The sequence below is a fragment of the Burkholderia sp. Ax-1724 genome (genome assembly GCF_011752995.1).
Lineage (GTDB): Bacteria > Pseudomonadota > Gammaproteobacteria > Burkholderiales > Burkholderiaceae > Paraburkholderia.
The window spans coordinates 33,309-50,930 of sequence record NZ_VWWL01000023.1 but is presented as its reverse complement, the minus strand read 5'-3'; the positions used below and the strand labels follow the sequence as shown (position 1 = coordinate 50,930).

Here is a 17,622-nt window from a genome sequence, read left to right as displayed (position 1 = left end):
AGCCAAGGAACCGACATGAAAGTTTTCTACGACAAGGACGCCGATCTCTCCCTCATCAAGGGCAAGCAGGTCACCATCATCGGCTATGGCTCGCAAGGCCATGCGCACGCGCTGAACCTGAAGGAAAGCGGCGTGAACATCACGGTCGGTCTGCGCAAGGGCGGCGCATCGTGGAGCAAGGCCGAGAACGCCGGCCTGCAAGTGAAGGAAGTCGCGGAAGCGGTCAAGGGCGCGGACGTCGTCATGATGCTGCTGCCGGACGAGCAGATCGCCGACGTGTACGCGAAGGAAGTTCACGCGAACATCAAGCAGGGCGCGGCGCTCGCGTTCGCGCACGGCTTCAACGTGCACTACGGCCAGGTGATCCCGCGCGCCGACCTCGACGTCATCATGATCGCGCCGAAGGCACCGGGCCACACGGTGCGCGGCACCTACTCGCAAGGTGGCGGCGTGCCGCACCTGATCGCGGTTGCCCAGGACAAGTCGGGCGCAGCGCGCGACATCGCTTTGTCGTATGCAGCGGCTAACGGCGGCGGCCGTGCCGGCATCATCGAAACGAACTTCCGCGAAGAAACCGAAACCGACCTGTTCGGCGAGCAGGCCGTGCTGTGCGGCGGTACCGTCGACCTGATCAAGGCCGGCTTCGAAACGCTGGTCGAAGCGGGTTACGCGCCGGAAATGGCGTACTTCGAGTGCCTGCACGAACTGAAGCTGATCGTCGACCTGATCTACGAAGGCGGCATCGCGAACATGAACTACTCGATCTCGAACAACGCCGAGTACGGCGAGTACGTGACGGGTCCGCGCATCGTGACCGCTGAAACGAAGAAGGCGATGAAGGCCGTGCTGACCGACATCCAGACCGGCGAGTACGCGAAGAGCTTCATCATCGAGAACAAGGCTGGCGCACCGACGCTGCAATCGCGCCGCCGCCTGACGGCCGAGCACCAGATCGAGCAGGTCGGCTCGAAGCTGCGCGCGATGATGCCGTGGATCGCGAAGAACAAGCTCGTCGACCAGTCGAAGAACTAAGCGTCGCGACGCAACGAGGTCCGGCGCGGCGCTTCGGCGCGGCGGCCGGACCAGTCAAAAAGCCGTCCAAGGGTGCTGAACCCTGGGCGGCTTTTGCTATCCTACGGTTTTACAAAAACACAGAAGCCATCCATGAATTACCCTCATCCGATCATCGCGCGAGAAGGCTGGCCGTTCATCGCCATCGCGGCCGTCGTTGCCTTACTGGTTCACGCCTTCGCGGGGTTCGGCATTGCGTGGATCTTCTGGCTGATCCTGTTGTTCGTCGTGCAGTTCTTCCGCGACCCGGCCCGTCCGATTCCGACCCAGGCCAACGCGGTACTGTGTCCCGCCGACGGCCGCATCGTCGCGGTCGAAACCGCGCATGACCCTTATGCGAATCGCGAGGCGCTGAAAATCAGCGTGTTCATGAACGTGTTCAACGTCCACTCGCAGCGCTCGCCGGTCGACGGCGCGATCTCGAAGGTCGAATACTTTCCCGGCGCGTATCTGAACGCGGCGGTCGATAAAGCCTCGCTCGAAAACGAGCGCAATGCGATCGTGATCGAAATGGCCGGCGGCCAGACCGTGACCTCGGTGCAGATCGCCGGGCTGATCGCGCGACGCATTCTCTGCTACGTCCGTGCCGGCGAGCCGCTTACGCGCGGCCAGCGTTACGGGTTCATCCGCTTCGGTTCGCGCGTCGACGTGTATCTGCCGGTGGGCAGCCGTCCGCGCGTGTCGATCGGCGAGAAGGTGTCGGCGTCGTCCACGATCCTCGCCGAGCTGTAAAGCGGCATACAGGAGGTTGTCCGAATGGCCGCATTCAAACCGCGTCGACCCCGTAACAACGGACCGCTGCCACGGCCGTTTCGCCGCAACAAGCCGATCGTGACGGAGCCGTCGGCTGTCGAGAGCCGGCGCGCGCAGCGTCAGCAGTTCCTCAGAAAACGCGGCATCTATCTGCTGCCGAACGCGTTCACCACGGCGGCGCTGTTCTGCGGCTTCTTCGCCGTCGTGCAGGCGATGAACGTACGCTTCGAAATCGCGGCGATCGCGATCTTCGTCGCGATGGTGCTCGACGGCATGGACGGCCGCGTCGCGCGCATGACGCATACGCAAAGCGCCTTCGGCGAGCAGTTCGACAGCCTGTCGGACATGGTGTCGTTCGGCGTCGCGCCGGCGCTCGTCATGTACGAGTGGGTCCTGAAAGACCTCGGCCGCTGGGGCTGGCTCGCGGCGTTCGTCTATTGCTCGGGCGCGGCGCTGCGGCTCGCGCGTTTCAACACGAACATCGGCGTGGTCGACAAGCGTTTCTTCCAGGGCATGCCGAGCCCGGCCGCGGCGGCGCTGATCGCCGGTTTCGTGTGGCTCGCCACTGACAACCGCGTGCCGCTGAAGCTCGTCTGGTTGCCGTGGGTCGCCTTCGTGCTGACCATCTACGCGGGCGTGACGATGGTGTCGAACGCACCGTTCTACAGCGGCAAGGCGCTCGACGTGCGGCATCGCGTGCCGTTCGGCGTGATCCTGCTCGTGGTGGTCGCGTTCGTGCTCGTGTCGTCCGATCCGCCGCTGATGCTGTTCGGCCTGTTCGTGCTGTACGGTCTGTCCGGCTACGTGTTCTGGGCTTATCAGGCGGTGCGCGGCAGGGCCAATCCGGCGCGCTCGGCGACGCGCGACCGGTAAGGTTTGAGCCCGCGCTGGCGCGTCGGCGTCATGAGAAAACGGCAGCCCGAGGGCTGCCGTTTTTCGTTTCCCGGCCTACGCGTGCAGCCTGCTGCGGAGCCCTGCGCCGACCCCGCCGCGGGCCGCTCCGGCGCGCATTGCGCGGCCCGTTGAATGCCGCTATAGTCGTCGGATAAGTGCGTTTTGCGTGGCCGTCCGGGCTCGGCCCGCGCCTCGTCATCGAGCCGAGCGCCGCGCCGCCATGCTTCATTCTCGCCTCGATGCGCTGTTGCGCTCCGTTCGCGTCGGTCGCGACCTTCGCAAACGTGCCTCGCGAGCGGCCACGCCAATCGCCGAATCAAACATCCTATCCCCACATCCGAACGACTCCCGAGGAGGCCCGATATGTCCGACAAACTGATCATTTTCGACACCACGTTGCGCGACGGCGAGCAATCGCCGGGGGCATCGATGACGAAGGAAGAAAAGATCCGCATCGCCAAGCAACTCGAGCGGATGAAAGTCGACGTGATCGAAGCCGGCTTCGCGGCCAGCTCGAACGGCGACTTCGACGCGATCCACACGATCGCGGGCCTCGTGAAGGACAGCACGGTCTGCTCGCTCGCGCGCGCGAACGACAAGGACATCCAGCGCGCCGCCGACGCGCTCAAGCCGGCCGATCACTTCCGCATCCACACGTTCATCGCGACGTCGCCGCTGCACATGGAAAAGAAGCTGCGCATGACGTCGGAGCAGGTGTTCGAGCAGGCGAAACTCGCGGTGCGTTTCGCGCGCAAATTCACCGACGACGTCGAGTTCTCGCCCGAAGACGGCAGCCGCTCCGACATGGACTTCCTGTGCCGCGTGCTCGAAGCGGTGATCGCCGAGGGTGCGACCACGATCAACATCGCGGACACGGTCGGCTACGGCGTGCCGGAACTGTACGGCCAGCTCGTCAAGACGCTGCGCGAACGCATTCCGAACTCGCACAAGGCGGTGTTCTCGGTGCATTGCCATAACGACCTCGGCATGGCGGTGGCGAATTCGCTCGCCGGCGTGCAGCTTGGCGGCGCGCGTCAGGTCGAGTGCACGATCAACGGTCTCGGCGAGCGCGCGGGCAATACCTCGCTCGAAGAAATCGTGATGGCGGTGAAGACCCGCAAGGATTACTTCGGCCTCGACGTCGGTCTCGACACGACGCAGATCGTGCCGGCCTCGAAGCTCGTCTCGCAGATCACCGGTTTCGTCGTGCAGCCGAACAAGGCGGTGGTCGGCGCGAACGCGTTCGCGCATGCGTCGGGCATCCATCAGGACGGCGTGCTGAAGGCGCGCGACACCTACGAAATCATGCGCGCCGAAGACGTGGGCTGGACCGCGAACAAGATCGTGCTCGGCAAGCTGTCGGGCCGCAACGCGTTCAAGCAGCGTTTGCAGGAACTCGGCATCGCGCTCGATAGCGAGGCCGAACTGAACGCCGCTTTCGCGCGCTTCAAGGAACTGGCCGACCGCAAGGCGGAAATCTTCGACGAGGACATTATCGCGATCGTCAACGAGGAATCGGCGCAGGCGCAGGAGAAGGAGCACTACAAATTCCTGTCGATGTCGCAGCACTCGGAAACCGGCGAGCAGCCGCATGCGAAGGTCGTGTTCTCGGTCGAGGGCAAGGAGATCACCGGCGAGGCGCGCGGCAACGGCCCCGTCGATGCGACGCTCAACGCGATCGAAACGGAAGTGGGCAGCGGCTCGGAACTGCTGCTGTACTCGGTCAACGCGATCACGACCGGCACCCAGGCGCAGGGCGAGGTGACGGTGCGGCTGTCGAAGAGCGGGCGCATCGTCAATGGCGTGGGCACCGATCCCGATATCGTCGCGGCATCGGCGAAGGCTTATATCTCGGCGCTCAACAAGCTGTATTCGAATACGGACAAGCTGAATCCGCAGCGCTCGGAAGGCGTGTGATTGCGCGCGTGCCGTAATGCAGAAGCCCCGTGCGGTTCAGTGCACGGGGCTTCTTTTTTGGCGCGGTGGTTCTGGAAGGGGGGGCGGCGAGGATCGTCGCGTTACTGCGTTGTTGCCGCGTGCCGCAGCTAACCTCGCGGCGCGCGTAGCCTCGCTCAGAACAGGCTGCGGCGATCCGGGTCGTGCAACGGGTCCGGCGTTTTCTGCGTGAGCCGCAGGATGCCCTGGTCGTCGAAATAGAAGCTGTAGAGCATGTACCAGACGTTGTCTTCGAGATAGCGATACGTCCAGACCTCGCGCTTCATGAGCGGGAAGTATGCCGTTTCGACCGGTCGGCCGAAGTTCACGAGCACGTCGCTGCGCGTCCATTTGCCGATCTCGGCGCGGTAGAACTCATTCGGCTGCAGCACCTGGCGCATGTTGACGATCTTGCCGGCCGCATCGATGTCGGCGGCGGTGGTGGTTTCGCCCATCGGCTGGGTCGGCCACATCAGGCGCTTGCCGCCGTCGGGCAGATCGTAGGTTTCGCGCGGCGGACCGAGGCGCGCGATGACCGTCGATACGTCCGCACCCGGCTGATATTGCTGCCAGGGTTGCGCGCAGCCGGCAAGCGCCAGCGCGCTCAGACAGACCAGCGCGGCACGGCGCAGGCGCATGCCGGCGGGTGCCGCGATCGAGGCTGCCGCGCGGCGGTGGTGATTCGGCATGGATTCCTCCGATGGCGTTTGAGTAGCGGTTTTTATCATCGAGACGCTTTATTTTGACACGCGCTGTCGCAAAAGACCTGCGCTTCGTGATGATCCGCCAGCAGAACGGTAACGGATGCGCCGGCTTGCCTATTCCGTGCGCGGCGTCCTATGATCCGCGCTTCGAAGATTCAGGCGGGACAGTAACGATGGCGATCTGGCAACGGGCGGTGGCCGCGGTGGCGTTCACGGCGGTTTCGATGGTGGCGGGGGCGAGCGCGGCTCGTGCAGTGGCGACAGTCGCGGCGGGTTCGGCTGGTTCAGCGGCCGGTCAGGTCGCGAGTGTGACGGCGGCGGCCGTCACGCCGGGCGTGGGCGCGGTGGGCAAACCGACGAGCAGGTCTGCAAGCAACGCAGCCGGCATGTCCGCCGGCAAACCCACCGGCAAGCCGATCCAGCTTGCGCTGATCGAAGGCATGTCCGGTCCGTTCGCGAATGCCGGTGCGGCGGTCGAGCGCAATCTGCGCTTCGGTGTCGAGCAGGTGAATGCGAGCGGTGGCGTGAAGCTCCCGGACGGCGCGCATCCGTTCGAACTGGTCGTGCTCGACAGCAAGGGCAGCACCGAGGAAGCGCTCACGCAACTGCGCGCGGCCGCCGATCGCCATATCGGCTACATCATGCAGGGCAACAGTTCGGCGGTCGCGGCCGCGCTGATCGGTGCGATCGACAAGCAGAACAGCCGCGAGCCGGACAATCGCGAACTGTTCCTCAACTATTCCGCCGACGACCCCGCGCTCACCAACGCGGACTGCAGCTTCTGGCACTTCCGTTTCGACGCGCACGCGGGCATGCGCATGGCCGCGCTCGCCGACGTGATCGAGCGCGACAAGGCCGTGAAAAAGGTCTATCTGCTGAATCAGGATTACAGCTTCGGCCATGACGTGAGCAGCCTCGCGCGCTCGACGCTCGCGGCGAAGCGCCCGGACATCGCGGTGGTCGGCGATGAATTTCATCCGATCGGCCGCGTGAAGGATTTCGCGCCCTATATCGCGAAGATTCGCGCGAGCGGCGCGGACGCGGTGATCACCGGCAACTGGGGCAACGACCTGACGCTGCTCGTCAAGGCGGCGCGCGAGCAGGGCCTCGACACGAAGTTCTACACGTTCTACGGCAACAGCCTTGGCGCGCCGGCGGCGCTCGGCGACGCGGGCGTGGGGCATGTGATCGCGGTGGCCGATTGGCATCCGAACGCGGGCGGCGCGGCCTCGGACGCGTGGTATGCGGCGTTCCGCGCGCGCTTTCCGGCCGCGCAGGACGACTACCCGGTGCTGCGCATGCCGCTGATGATCGAAACGCTCGCCGCTGCGATGACCCGCGCCGGCAGCGCCGATCCGACGGCGGTTGCGAAGGCGCTCGAAGGCATCCGTTTCGACAACGGCTTTCACGCGTCGTGGATGCGCGCCGACGATCATCAACTGATCCAGCCCCTCTACGTAATGGAAATGGACAAAGCCGGCACGCCGGGCGTGCGTTTCGATAACGAAGGCTCCGGCTACGGATTCCGCACGGTGTTGGCGCTGCCGGCCGAGCGCACGATCGCGCCGACCGTCTGCAGGATGCGGCGGCCTTGAGTGGCCGGTCTCGCATGGTCTCGCGCGGCGCCCGGTCCGCGCGCCAGCCTAGGTTTCGCGGCCGGAACGCACTGTGCTACAATACGCGTCCCGTTATGGGGCTGGGTCCTGATTCAGTCGCAAACGGGAGAACTCAGTAAATTTTTTGAAACGGGTAATCCACGGCACGGCCTTTCTTCCGTGACCGCCTGTCCAGTCATCAAGGAAATTGATATGTCCGCAGTTGAAGCAAGCAAGAAGTCCGAAGTCGTCGCGCAATTCGCACGCGCAGCTAACGATACCGGCTCCCCCGAAGTTCAGGTCGCGCTGCTCACGACCCGCATCAACGAACTGACCTCCCACTTCAAGGAGCACACGAAGGATCACCACAGCCGCCGCGGTCTGCTGCGCATGGTGAGCCGCCGTCGCAAGCTGCTCGACTACCTGAAGGGTAAGGACGCGGACCGTTACCGCAGCCTGATCGAAAAGCTGGGTCTGCGTAAGTAATCGGCCAGTCGTTCAGCAAGATGCCTGTGTCAGTTTCGCTGATACAGGCATTTTGTTTTTGCGCGGCGCGCTTCATGTGATGCGCGCCGTCTGTGATTCGCGGCGTATGCCGGTTCGCGCGGCGTTCACAGGCAGGGCAGTATCGGCAGCAAAGCAGCAGTAGAGAAACAGTAATAAAAACATGGCCGGGCTTCAGGGCGGAGTTTTGTGTCATTCCAGCGGGTCGCGCGTATTCGTGCAGCGCGGTTCTCTGGAATGGCATAACACGACTCTTCCCATGCGGCGCCGGCCCCGGCGTTGCCGCGCCGCTTCCGGTCCGCGCGGCATTACGATGAGGAAAAGCAATGACTATGTTCAATAAGGTCGTCAAAGAGTTTAAGTGGGGGCAGCACACCGTTCGCCTCGAAACCGGTGAAATCGCTCGCCAGGCGAGCGGCGCGGTGATCGTCGATGTCGAAGACACCGTCGTGCTGGCTACCGTGGTCGGCGCCAAGACCGCCAAGGCGGGCCAGGACTTCTTCCCGCTGACCGTCGATTACCTCGAAAAGACCTACGCCGCCGGCAAGATTCCGGGCGGCTTCTTCCGCCGCGAAGGCCGTCCGTCGGAAGGCGAAACGCTGATCTCGCGCCTGATCGACCGCCCGCTGCGTCCGCTCTTCCCGGAAGGCTTCTACAACGAAGTGCAGGTCGTGATTCACGTGCTGTCGCTGAATCCGGAAATCCCCGCCGACATCCCCGCGCTGATCGGCGCGTCGGCGGCGCTCGCGGTGTCCGGCCTGCCGTTCAACGGCCCGGTCGGTGCGGCGCGTGTGGCCTACATCAACAACGAATACGTGCTGAACCCGACGCGTCCGCAGATGAAGGAATCGGCGCTCGACCTCGTCGTCGCCGGTACGGAACGCGCGGTGCTGATGGTCGAATCGGAAGCGCAGCAGCTGAGCGAAGACGTGATGCTTGGCGCCGTCGTGTTCGGTCATGAGCAGATGCAGATCGCGATCGACGCGATCCACGAACTGGTCCGCGAAGGCGGCAAGCCCGAGTGGGACTGGCAGCCGGCGCCGAAGAACGAAGCGCTGATCTCGCGTGTGACGGAACTTGCGCAAGCCGATCTGCTTGCCGCTTACCAGATCCGCGACAAGCAGGCTCGTTCGACCAAGCTGAAGGAAGTCTACGCGGCCACCTCGGCGAAGCTCGAGGAAGACGCAGCGGCAGCCGGCACCGTGGCGGCCGACAAGGCGTCGGTCGGCAACGTGCTGTTCGACATCGAAGCGAAGATCGTCCGTACGCAGATCCTGAACGGCGAGCCGCGTATCGACGGCCGCGACACGCGCACCGTGCGCCCGATCGAAATCCGCACCGGCGTGCTGCCGCGTACCCACGGCTCGGCGCTATTCACGCGCGGCGAGACCCAGGCGCTGGTGGTCGCGACGCTCGGCACGAAGGGCGACGAGCAGAGCATCGACGCGCTCGAAGGCGAGTACCGCGAACGCTTCATGCTTCACTACAACATGCCGCCGTTCGCGACCGGCGAAACGGGCCGCGTCGGTTCGCCGAAGCGCCGTGAAATCGGTCACGGCCGTCTCGCCAAGCGCGCGCTCGTCGCGTGCCTGCCGAGCGCCGACGAATTCGGCTACTCGATCCGCGTCGTGTCGGAAATCACCGAGTCGAACGGTTCGTCGTCGATGGCTTCGGTGTGTGGCGGCTGCCTCGCGCTGATGGACGCCGGCGTGCCGATGAAGGCGCACGTCGCCGGTATCGCGATGGGCCTGATCCTCGAAGGCAACCGCTTCGCGGTGCTGACCGACATCCTCGGCGACGAAGATCACCTCGGCGACATGGACTTCAAGGTCGCGGGTACGGAACAAGGCGTGACCGCGCTGCAGATGGACATCAAGATCCAGGGCATCACGAAGGAAATCATGCAGGTCGCGCTCGCGCAGGCGAAGGAAGGCCGCATGCACATCCTCGGCAAGATGACCACGGCGGTGTCGGGTGCGAACACGCAACTGTCGGAGTTCGCGCCGCGCATGATCACGATCAAGATCAATCCGGAAAAGATCCGCGACGTGATCGGCAAGGGCGGCTCGGTGATCCGCGCGCTGACCGAGGAAACCGGCACGACGATCGACATTTCGGACGACGGCGTCGTCACGATCGCGAGCACGAGCAGCGAAGGCATGGCCGAAGCGAAGAAGCGCATCGAGAACATCACGCTCGAAGTCGAAGTGGGCCAGGTGTACGAAGGCACCGTGCTCAAGCTGCTCGATTTCGGCGCGATCGTGAACATCCTGCCGGGCAAGGACGGTCTGCTGCATATCTCCGAGATCGCCAACGAGCGCATCAAGGACATCAACGACTACCTCAAGGACGGCCAGCAGGTGAAGGTCAAGGTCATCCAGACGGACGAGAAGGGTCGTGTGCGTCTGTCGGCGAAGGCCTTGCTGAACGACGCCGCGAACGGCGCGCCGCAAGGCGAACCGACGCCGCAGTAACGCGGTAGCAAACAACGGCCGGCAGCGCGTATGCGCGCCGGCCGTTTTTCATGCAGGATGGATCGTGTTGCGCATTCGAATGGCGGCGTGGTGCTCGGGCCGAGGGCGGCAACGGGTAGGCAACACCATCCAATCTTGGAGCTGACGCAGATGAAAGCGATCGAAATCACCGAATTCGGTGCGCCTGAGGTCCTCAAGCTGGCGGAGCGGCCGATGCCGCAACCCAAGGCGGGCGAGGTGCTGATCAATGTGGCAGCATCGGGCATCAATCGTCCGGATGTGTTTCAGCGCAAGGGCAGCTATGCGCCGCCGCCGGGTACGTCCGATCTGCCGGGGCTGGAAGTGGCGGGCGAGATCGTGGGCGGCGCGATCGACGGGAAGAACAACCCGTTCGGTTTGAAAGTCGGCGATCGCGTGTGCGCGCTGCTGGCGGGCGGCGGCTACGCGGAATACGCGAGCGCGCCGCTGCTGCAATGTCTGCCGGCGCCGGCGGGTCTGGCGGATGTCGAGGCGGCGTCGCTGCCCGAGACCTTCTTCACGGTGTGGAGCAACGTGTTCGATCGCGCGCAGCTCGGTCAGGGCGAGGGCGGTTCGAACGAAGCGCTGCTCGTGCAGGGCGGCTCGAGCGGGATTGGCGTGACCGCGATCCAGATCGCGCATGCGCTCGGTTTTCGCGTGTTCGCGACGGCGAGGTCGGACGAAAAATGCCGAGCGTGCGAAGCGTTGGGCGCCGAGCGGGCGATCAACTACAAGACCGAGGATTTCGTCGAGGTCATCAGGTCGCTGACCAACGATCGCGGCGTCGACGTGATCCTCGACATGGTGGCGGGCAGCTACGTGCCGCGCGAACTTTCGGCGCTGGCCGACGGCGGGCGTCTCGTGCTGATCGCGATGCTCGGCGGCGCGAAAGCGGAATTGAATCTGAGCGAGGTCATGCGCCGCCGTTTGACGGTGACCGGTTCGACGCTGCGTCCGCGGCCGGTCGAGTTCAAGGCGCGGATCGCCGCGCAACTGAAGGAGCGCGTGTGGCCGCATATCGAGGCTGGACGCATCAAGCCGGTCGTGCATCGCGTGTTTCCGGCCGCGCAGGCTGCCGAAGCGCACGCGCTGATGGAAAGCAGCACGCACGTCGGCAAGATCGTGTTGACGTGGGGGCAGGACGCTTGACACAGGCGGTTTGACCCGTTTCACCCCACGCAGTAAAATTGCGCGTTTTGCGCACGCCGGATGACGCCCGACAGTTGGATTGCGGGCGTGAAGGCTGCAAGAGTCGCAAGCCGCCGCAAGCGGCGTCCGCTGACAGCAGGCAAGACAGGAAATACGAGACGATGTCGAAGCAACAACGAGCCAAACTGGTAGTCGGTAACTGGAAGATGCACGGGCGGCTTGCCGCGAATGCCGTGCTATTGCAAGCGGTGGCGCAAGGCGCCAGCGAATTGCCGGTCGACGTGCGGGTTGGCGTGTGCGTGCCGGGTGTCTATCTGGCCCAGACGCAATCGTTGCTGGAAGGCAGCCGGGTCGTGTGGGGCGTGCAGGACGTTTCGGCGTTCACGCACGGCGCCTATACCGGCGAAGTGGCCGCACCGATGATGACGGATTTCGGTGCAACGCTCGCCATCGTCGGGCACTCGGAGCGTCGCGCATACCATCGCGAAAGCGCCGAGCTGGTCGCGGTGAAAACGCAGCGCGCGCTCGAAGCGGGTCTGACGCCGATCGTCTGCGTGGGCGAAACGCTCGAAGAGCGCGAAGCGGGCTCGACCGAGCAGGTCGTCGGCGCGCAACTCGATGAAGTGCTGGCGAAACTGTCGGCGCAGGATGCGGCCCGTCTTGTCGTCGCTTACGAGCCGGTTTGGGCAATCGGCACCGGCAGGAGCGCAACGGCCGGGCAGGCGCAGGCCGTGCATGCATTCCTGCGTACGCGCCTCGCGGCAAAGGGCGCGGCGGATGTGCCGCTGTTGTACGGCGGTAGCGTCAAGCCGGAAAACGCGGAAGAGCTGTTCCGCCAGCCGGATATCGACGGCGGTCTGATCGGCGGCGCGTCACTGAAAGATCAGGATTTTCTGGCAATCTGCAAGGCGGCCGCAACGAGCGTCGCCTGCTAAGCCGGACGCCTCGGTGGGAACTCCATTTTGCGCAACACGCAGTGTGCGGCGCGCTTAAATAAAGACTCGGGTGAGTGTGATGCTGTATTTGAAAACATTGATTATCGTCGTTCAGTTGTTGTCGGCGCTGGGGGTCATCGGACTCGTTCTGCTGCAGCACGGTAAAGGTGCCGACATGGGCGCGGCGTTCGGCAGTGGCGCATCGGGTAGCCTGTTCGGTGCAACCGGTTCGGCCAACTTTCTTTCGCGTACCACGGCAGTGCTCGCTGCGGTGTTTTTCATCACGACGCTGGCGCTCACTTACCTCGGCGCGTATCACGCGAAGCCTTCTGCTGGCGTGCTCGGCGCGGCGGTAACGGCACCGGTGGCGCCTGCCGGCGCATCTGCACCAGCAGCTGTTTCGGCACCTGCGCAGGCGGCTGCACCTGCATCGCCCGCTTCGGTTCCGGCGACGGGTGTTCCGAAATAAATTTTCGTGCGACGTGCTTTTGTGCGTTGAACAATCTGCTTAAACAAGTTACAATTCAAGTCTTGAAGCGATTCGCGGGTTTTACAAGTTGTTTTCCCGGATTGCATAGAGTGCCGACGTGGTGAAATTGGTAGACACGCTATCTTGAGGGGGTAGTGGCGAAAGCTGTGCGAGTTCGAGTCTCGCCGTCGGCACCAAATGTTATCTAAATGCCAGCCGTTTGCTTCGCTTCGGCTGGCATTTTTCGCTTCTGGCGTAGGGTCTTCTGGCTTGCGTCATGTGCATTGAGGAAGTGATTCAGCGTCAGTAGTGCTATGCTCCTGACGGCACTCAGAACCAACCGATTGAGGATTGTCTTGAACCTCGCAGCCTATTTCCCCGTTTTGCTGTTCCTTCTTGTGGGCACCGGTTTAGGCGTAGCACTGGTCAGTATTGGCAAGATCCTCGGTCCCAACAAGCCCGATACCGAGAAAAACGCACCATACGAGTGCGGCTTCGAAGCATTCGAAGATGCGCGCATGAAGTTCGACGTGCGCTACTACCTCGTCGCCATTCTCTTCATTATTTTCGACCTTGAAACCGCGTTCCTGTTTCCGTGGGGCGTGGCATTGCGTGACATCGGCTGGGCCGGTTTCATGGCAATGATGATTTTCCTGCTCGAGTTCCTGCTTGGCTTTGCCTATATCTGGAAGAAGGGCGGCCTCGACTGGGAATGATGGATTAATCGCCGGTTTGCGTGGGTGGCCAAGGCTTGCCACCCCGTCTGGAGTGGAAAGCAAATGAGTATCGAAGGGGTCTTGAAAGAAGGGTTTGTCACCACTACGGCAGACAAACTGATCAACTGGACGCGTACCGGCTCGCTGTGGCCGATGACGTTCGGTCTTGCGTGCTGTGCGGTCGAGATGATGCATGCGGGTGCCGCCCGTTATGACCTCGACCGTTTTGGCGTGGTATTTCGTCCGAGTCCGCGTCAGTCGGACGTGATGATCGTCGCCGGCACGCTGTGCAACAAGATGGCGCCCGCTTTGCGCAAGGTCTACGACCAGATGGCCGAGCCGCGCTGGGTGATCTCGATGGGCTCGTGCGCGAACGGTGGTGGCTACTATCACTACTCGTACTCGGTGGTGCGCGGTTGCGACCGGATCGTCCCGGTCGACGTCTACGTGCCGGGCTGTCCGCCCACTGCGGAAGCGCTCGTGTACGGCGTGATCCAGCTACAGGCCAAGATTCGCCGCACCAACACCATCGCCCGTCAATAAGGCCAACGCCTCCCCACAATATGGCAAGCAAACTCGAGACCCTGAAAGCGAACCTCGAGGCGGCCTTTGGCGGCCTCCTGTTGAGCACCACCGAGGCAATCGGTGAGTTGACGATCGTCGTCAAGGCGAGCGATTACCTCGACGTGGCAAAGCGTCTGCGCGACGATCGCTCGCTCGGTTTCGAGCAGTGCATCGACCTGTGCGGCGTCGACTATCAAACCTATGCCGACGGCGCTTACGACGGCCCGCGTTTCGCGGCTGTGCTGCAACTGCTGTCGGTGCAGAACAACTGGCGTTTGCGTCTGCGCGTATTCGCGCCGGACGACGACATGCCGATCCTGCCGTCGGTCGTCGAAATCTGGAATTCGGTCAACTGGTACGAGCGCGAAGCGTTCGACCTCTACGGCATCGTCTTTGAGGGTCACCCGGACCTGCGCCGCATCCTGACCGACTATGGTTTCATCGGTCATCCGTTCCGTAAGGATTTCCCGGTTTCCGGCTACGTCGAAATGCGTTACGACCCGGAAGAGAAGCGCGTCGTCTATCAGCCGGTGACGATCGAGCCGCGGGAAATCACGCCGCGCGTGATCCGCGAGGATCGCTATGGCGGTCTGAAACACTAAGGGAACGCCATGGCAGAGATCAAGAACTACACGCTCAACTTCGGTCCGCAGCATCCGGCAGCGCACGGCGTGCTGCGCCTCGTGCTCGAACTCGACGGCGAAGTCATCCAGCGCGCCGATCCGCATATCGGTTTGCTGCATCGCGCGACTGAAAAACTCGCCGAAAACAAGACGTTCATCCAGTCGGTGCCGTACATGGACCGTCTCGACTACGTGTCGATGATGGTCAACGAGCACGGCTACGTGCTCGCCATCGAAAAGCTGCTCGGCATCGACGTGCCGTTGCGCGCGCAATACATCCGCGTGCTGTTCGACGAAGTCACGCGCGTGCTGAACCACCTGATGTGGATCGGCGCGCACGCGCTCGACGTCGGCGCGATGGCCGTGTTCCTGTACGCGTTCCGCGAGCGCGAAGACCTGATGGACGTGTACGAAGCGGTGTCCGGCGCACGGATGCACGCGGCTTACTATCGTCCGGGCGGCGTCTATCGCGATCTGCCTGACGCAATGCCGCAATACAAGGCGTCGAAGATTCGCAATGCGAAGGCGTTGTCGAAGATGAACGAGACTCGTCAGGGTTCGCTGCTCGACTTCATCGACGACTTCTTTACGCGTTTCCCGAAGTGCGTCGACGAATACGAAACGCTGCTTACCGACAACCGGATCTGGAAGCAGCGTCTGGTCGGCATCGGCGTGGTCAGTCCGGAGCGCGCGCTGCAGCTCGGTATGACCGGCGCGATGCTGCGCGGTTCGGGCATCGAGTGGGACCTGCGCAAGAAACAGCCGTACGAAGTCTATGACAAGCTCGATTTCGACATTCCGGTGGGCGTGAACGGCGACTGCTACGACCGCTATCTGGTGCGCGTCGAAGAAATGCGCCAGTCCACGCGAATCGCGAAGCAGTGCATCGAGTGGCTGCGCAAGAATCCGGGCCCGGTGATGACGAGCAATCACAAGGTTGCGCCGCCGTCGCGCGTCGGCATGAAGTCGAACATGGAAGATCTGATCCACCACTTCAAGCTGTTTACCGAAGGCTTCCATGTGCCTGAAGGCGAAGCGTATGCCGCGGTCGAACATCCGAAGGGCGAGTTCGGCATCTATCTGATCTCGGACGGCGCCAACAAGCCGTATCGCCTGAAGATCCGCGCACCGGGCTATGCGCACCTGTCCGCGCTCGACGAAATGGCGCGCGGCCACATGATCGCCGACGCCGTGACGATCATCGGTACGCAGGACATCGTGTTCGGCGAAGTGGATCGCTAGGACGTATTCATCGACGCGCGCGGCCGGTTTTCGCACCGGCACGCGCGTCAAGCAAAGGAACGCCGGGTCTGTCGCAGTGTCATGTCGGCGACAGGTTTTCGTTCGGTAGGAATTGAAAGAGTCGTGTCTGAAAATGATCTCAGCTGAAGGCCTGAAAGAAATCGATCGTGCGATCGCGAAGTACCCCGCCGATCAGAAACAGTCCGCCGTGATGTCGGCGTTGGCCACTGCTCAGGAAGAGCATGGCTGGCTGTCGCCCGAACTCATGCAGTTCGTCGCGGATTATCTCGGCATGCCGGCAGTCGCCGTGCAGGAGGTCGCGACCTTCTACACGATGTACGAGACCTCGCCGGTCGGCAAGTACAAGATCACGCTCTGCACGAACCTGCCGTGCCAGCTCGGCCCGGAAGGCGGCTCCGAAAGCGCCGCCGAATATCTGAAGCAGAAGCTCGGTATCGACTTCGGTGAAACCACGCCCGACGGCAAGTTCACCCTGAAAGAAGGCGAGTGCATGGGTTCGTGCGGCGATGCGCCGGTGATGCTGGTGAACAACCATCGCATGTGCAGCTTCATGAGCCGCGCGAAGATCGACCAGCTGCTCGAGGAGCTTTCGAAATGACGTGTTTACACGATCGTCACATCAAACCGCTGATTCTCGCCGGGCTGAACGGCGATAACTGGCATCTCGAAGATTACGTGGCGCGCGGCGGTTATGCCCAGCTGCGCCGCATCCTGGAAGAAAAGATTCCGCCCGAGCAGGTGATTGCCGATGTGAAGGCATCGGGTCTGCGTGGCCGTGGCGGTGCGGGCTTCCCGACCGGCCTGAAGTGGAGCTTCATGCCGCGCCAGTTTCCGGGCCAGAAGTACCTCGTCTGTAATTCGGACGAAGGCGAGCCGGGCACGTTCAAGGACCGCGACATCCTGCGCTTCAATCCGCATTCGCTGATCGAAGGCATGGCGATCGGCGCGTACGCGATGGGCATCACGGTCGGCTACAACTACATTCACGGCGAAATCTGGGACGTCTATAAGCGCTTCGAAGAGGCGCTGGAAGAAGCGCGCCGCGCCGGGTTCCTCGGCGACAACATCATGGGCTCGGGCTTCTCGTTTCAGCTGCATGCGCACCACGGTTACGGCGCCTACATCTGCGGCGAAGAAACTGCGCTGCTCGAATCGCTCGAAGGCAAGAAGGGCCAGCCGCGCTTCAAGCCGCCGTTCCCGGCGAGCTTCGGCGTGTACGGCAAGCCGACCACGATCAACAACACCGAAACGTTCGCGGCGGTGCCGTTCCTGCTGGCGGTCGGCCCGCAGAATTACCTCGAAATCGGCAAGCCGAACAACGGCGGCACGAAGATTTTTTCGATCTCGGGCGACGTCGAACGTCCGGGCAATTATGAAATTCCGCTCGGCACGCCGTTCGCGACGCTGCTCGATCTGGCCGGCGGCATCCGCGGCGGCAAGAAGATCAAGGCCGTGATTCCCGGTGGCTCGTCGGCGCCCGTGATTCCGGGCGAGATGATGATGCAGACCGACATGGATTACGACGCGATCGCGAAGGCCGGCTCGATGCTCGGTTCGGGCGCGGTGATCGTGATGGACGAGACGCGCTGCATGGTGCGCTCGCTGCTGCGTCTGTCGTACTTCTATTACGAAGAGTCGTGCGGTCAGTGCACGCCTTGCCGCGAAGGCACGGGCTGGCTGTATCGCGTCGTGCATCGTATCGAGCATGGCCTCGGCCGTCAGGAAGATCTGGATCTGCTGAACTCGGTCGCGGAAAACATCATGGGCCGCACGATCTGCGCGCTCGGCGACGCGGCGGCCATGCCGGTTCGCGGCATGCTCAAGCATTACTGGGACGAATTCGAGTATCACGTCGCCCACAAGCATTGCCTCGTCGGCGGCCATGCCGGCACGGCGGCGATGCCGGAGACCGTGGCTGCCTGACGATGGCTGCCCGAGTCGAGCCGGCAGGGTTG

Annotated in this window: 17 protein-coding genes and 1 tRNA gene; 17 read left to right on the top strand and 1 reads right to left on the bottom strand. The window is 63.1% G+C overall.

The window, feature by feature from the left end; all coding sequences use genetic code 11:
* The first annotated feature begins 15 nt into the window (after positions 1 to 15).
* From ilvC to F3J19_RS25235, 4 genes are all read left to right on the top strand, one after another.
* A complete protein-coding gene (gene ilvC, locus F3J19_RS25250; protein WP_008920617.1) occupies positions 16 to 1,032 on the top strand; it encodes a ketol-acid reductoisomerase in 1,017 nt (338 codons plus the stop codon).
* Between the two features lie 132 nt (positions 1,033 to 1,164).
* Complete coding sequence (locus tag F3J19_RS25245) at positions 1,165 to 1,803, top strand: phosphatidylserine decarboxylase (protein ID WP_167047768.1); 639 nt, start codon at positions 1,165 to 1,167, stop codon at positions 1,801 to 1,803.
* Between the two features lie 24 nt (positions 1,804 to 1,827).
* Positions 1,828 to 2,697 (top strand): CDP-diacylglycerol--serine O-phosphatidyltransferase, encoded by an 870-nt coding sequence (gene pssA / locus F3J19_RS25240; RefSeq protein WP_167047765.1) that lies wholly within the window; start codon positions 1,828 to 1,830, stop codon positions 2,695 to 2,697.
* Between the two features lie 384 nt (positions 2,698 to 3,081).
* The gene (locus tag F3J19_RS25235) at positions 3,082 to 4,635 is read left to right on the top strand and encodes a 2-isopropylmalate synthase (protein WP_167047762.1); all 1,554 of its coding nucleotides are present in this window, start codon (positions 3,082 to 3,084) and stop codon (positions 4,633 to 4,635) included.
* Between the two features lie 155 nt (positions 4,636 to 4,790).
* Here F3J19_RS25235 and F3J19_RS25230 read toward each other — a convergent pair whose 3' ends face one another.
* Positions 4,791 to 5,342, bottom strand: coding sequence for a hypothetical protein (locus tag F3J19_RS25230; protein WP_167047759.1), 552 nt, complete (start codon positions 5,340 to 5,342; stop codon positions 4,791 to 4,793).
* A 188-nt stretch (positions 5,343 to 5,530) separates the two neighbouring features.
* On the opposite strand from F3J19_RS25230, the gene F3J19_RS25225 reads away from it, so the two are divergent.
* The 13 genes from F3J19_RS25225 to nuoF all read left to right on the top strand — a co-directional run bounded on the left by F3J19_RS25225 (position 5,531) and on the right by nuoF (position 17,590).
* On the top strand, positions 5,531 to 6,952 hold the full coding sequence (locus F3J19_RS25225) for a branched-chain amino acid ABC transporter substrate-binding protein (protein WP_205193239.1): 1,422 nt from the start codon (positions 5,531 to 5,533) through the stop codon (positions 6,950 to 6,952).
* 213 nt (positions 6,953 to 7,165) lie between these two features.
* Entirely contained in the window at positions 7,166 to 7,438 is a 273-nt protein-coding gene (rpsO, locus tag F3J19_RS25220; RefSeq protein WP_008920609.1) for a 30S ribosomal protein S15, read from the top strand.
* Between the two features lie 344 nt (positions 7,439 to 7,782).
* Positions 7,783 to 9,930, top strand: a complete 2,148-nt coding sequence (pnp, locus tag F3J19_RS25215) for a polyribonucleotide nucleotidyltransferase (RefSeq protein WP_167047756.1) — start codon at positions 7,783 to 7,785, stop codon at positions 9,928 to 9,930.
* 150 nt (positions 9,931 to 10,080) lie between these two features.
* Positions 10,081 to 11,097 (top strand): NAD(P)H-quinone oxidoreductase, encoded by a 1,017-nt coding sequence (locus F3J19_RS25210; protein ID WP_167047753.1) that lies wholly within the window; start codon positions 10,081 to 10,083, stop codon positions 11,095 to 11,097.
* A 161-nt stretch (positions 11,098 to 11,258) separates the two neighbouring features.
* Positions 11,259 to 12,032: a triose-phosphate isomerase gene (gene tpiA / locus F3J19_RS25205; protein WP_167047750.1), complete on the top strand. Its 774-nt coding sequence runs from the start codon at positions 11,259 to 11,261 to the stop codon at positions 12,030 to 12,032.
* Between the two features lie 79 nt (positions 12,033 to 12,111).
* Positions 12,112 to 12,501 (top strand): preprotein translocase subunit SecG, encoded by a 390-nt coding sequence (gene secG, locus F3J19_RS25200; RefSeq protein WP_167047747.1) that lies wholly within the window; start codon positions 12,112 to 12,114, stop codon positions 12,499 to 12,501.
* Between the two features lie 112 nt (positions 12,502 to 12,613).
* Positions 12,614 to 12,698, top strand: a tRNA-Leu gene (locus F3J19_RS25195).
* A 159-nt stretch (positions 12,699 to 12,857) separates the two neighbouring features.
* Positions 12,858 to 13,217 (top strand): NADH-quinone oxidoreductase subunit A, encoded by a 360-nt coding sequence (locus F3J19_RS25190; protein WP_167047744.1) that lies wholly within the window; start codon positions 12,858 to 12,860, stop codon positions 13,215 to 13,217.
* Positions 13,218 to 13,280: 63 nt separating this feature from the next.
* Positions 13,281 to 13,760, top strand: a complete 480-nt coding sequence (locus F3J19_RS25185; protein ID WP_006052903.1) for an NADH-quinone oxidoreductase subunit B — start codon at positions 13,281 to 13,283, stop codon at positions 13,758 to 13,760.
* A gap of 20 nt (positions 13,761 to 13,780) precedes the next feature.
* A complete protein-coding gene (locus tag F3J19_RS25180) occupies positions 13,781 to 14,383 on the top strand; it encodes an NADH-quinone oxidoreductase subunit C (RefSeq protein ID WP_167047741.1) in 603 nt (200 codons plus the stop codon).
* Between the two features lie 9 nt (positions 14,384 to 14,392).
* Complete coding sequence (locus F3J19_RS25175) at positions 14,393 to 15,646, top strand: NADH-quinone oxidoreductase subunit D (protein WP_167047738.1); 1,254 nt, start codon at positions 14,393 to 14,395, stop codon at positions 15,644 to 15,646.
* A 133-nt stretch (positions 15,647 to 15,779) separates the two neighbouring features.
* The gene (gene nuoE, locus F3J19_RS25170) at positions 15,780 to 16,265 is read left to right on the top strand and encodes an NADH-quinone oxidoreductase subunit NuoE (RefSeq protein WP_167047735.1); all 486 of its coding nucleotides are present in this window, start codon (positions 15,780 to 15,782) and stop codon (positions 16,263 to 16,265) included.
* A complete protein-coding gene (gene nuoF / locus F3J19_RS25165) occupies positions 16,262 to 17,590 on the top strand; it encodes an NADH-quinone oxidoreductase subunit NuoF (protein ID WP_167047732.1) in 1,329 nt (442 codons plus the stop codon). The genes nuoE and nuoF overlap by 4 nt, the downstream gene beginning before the upstream one ends.
* The last annotated feature ends 32 nt before the right edge of the window (positions 17,591 to 17,622 follow it).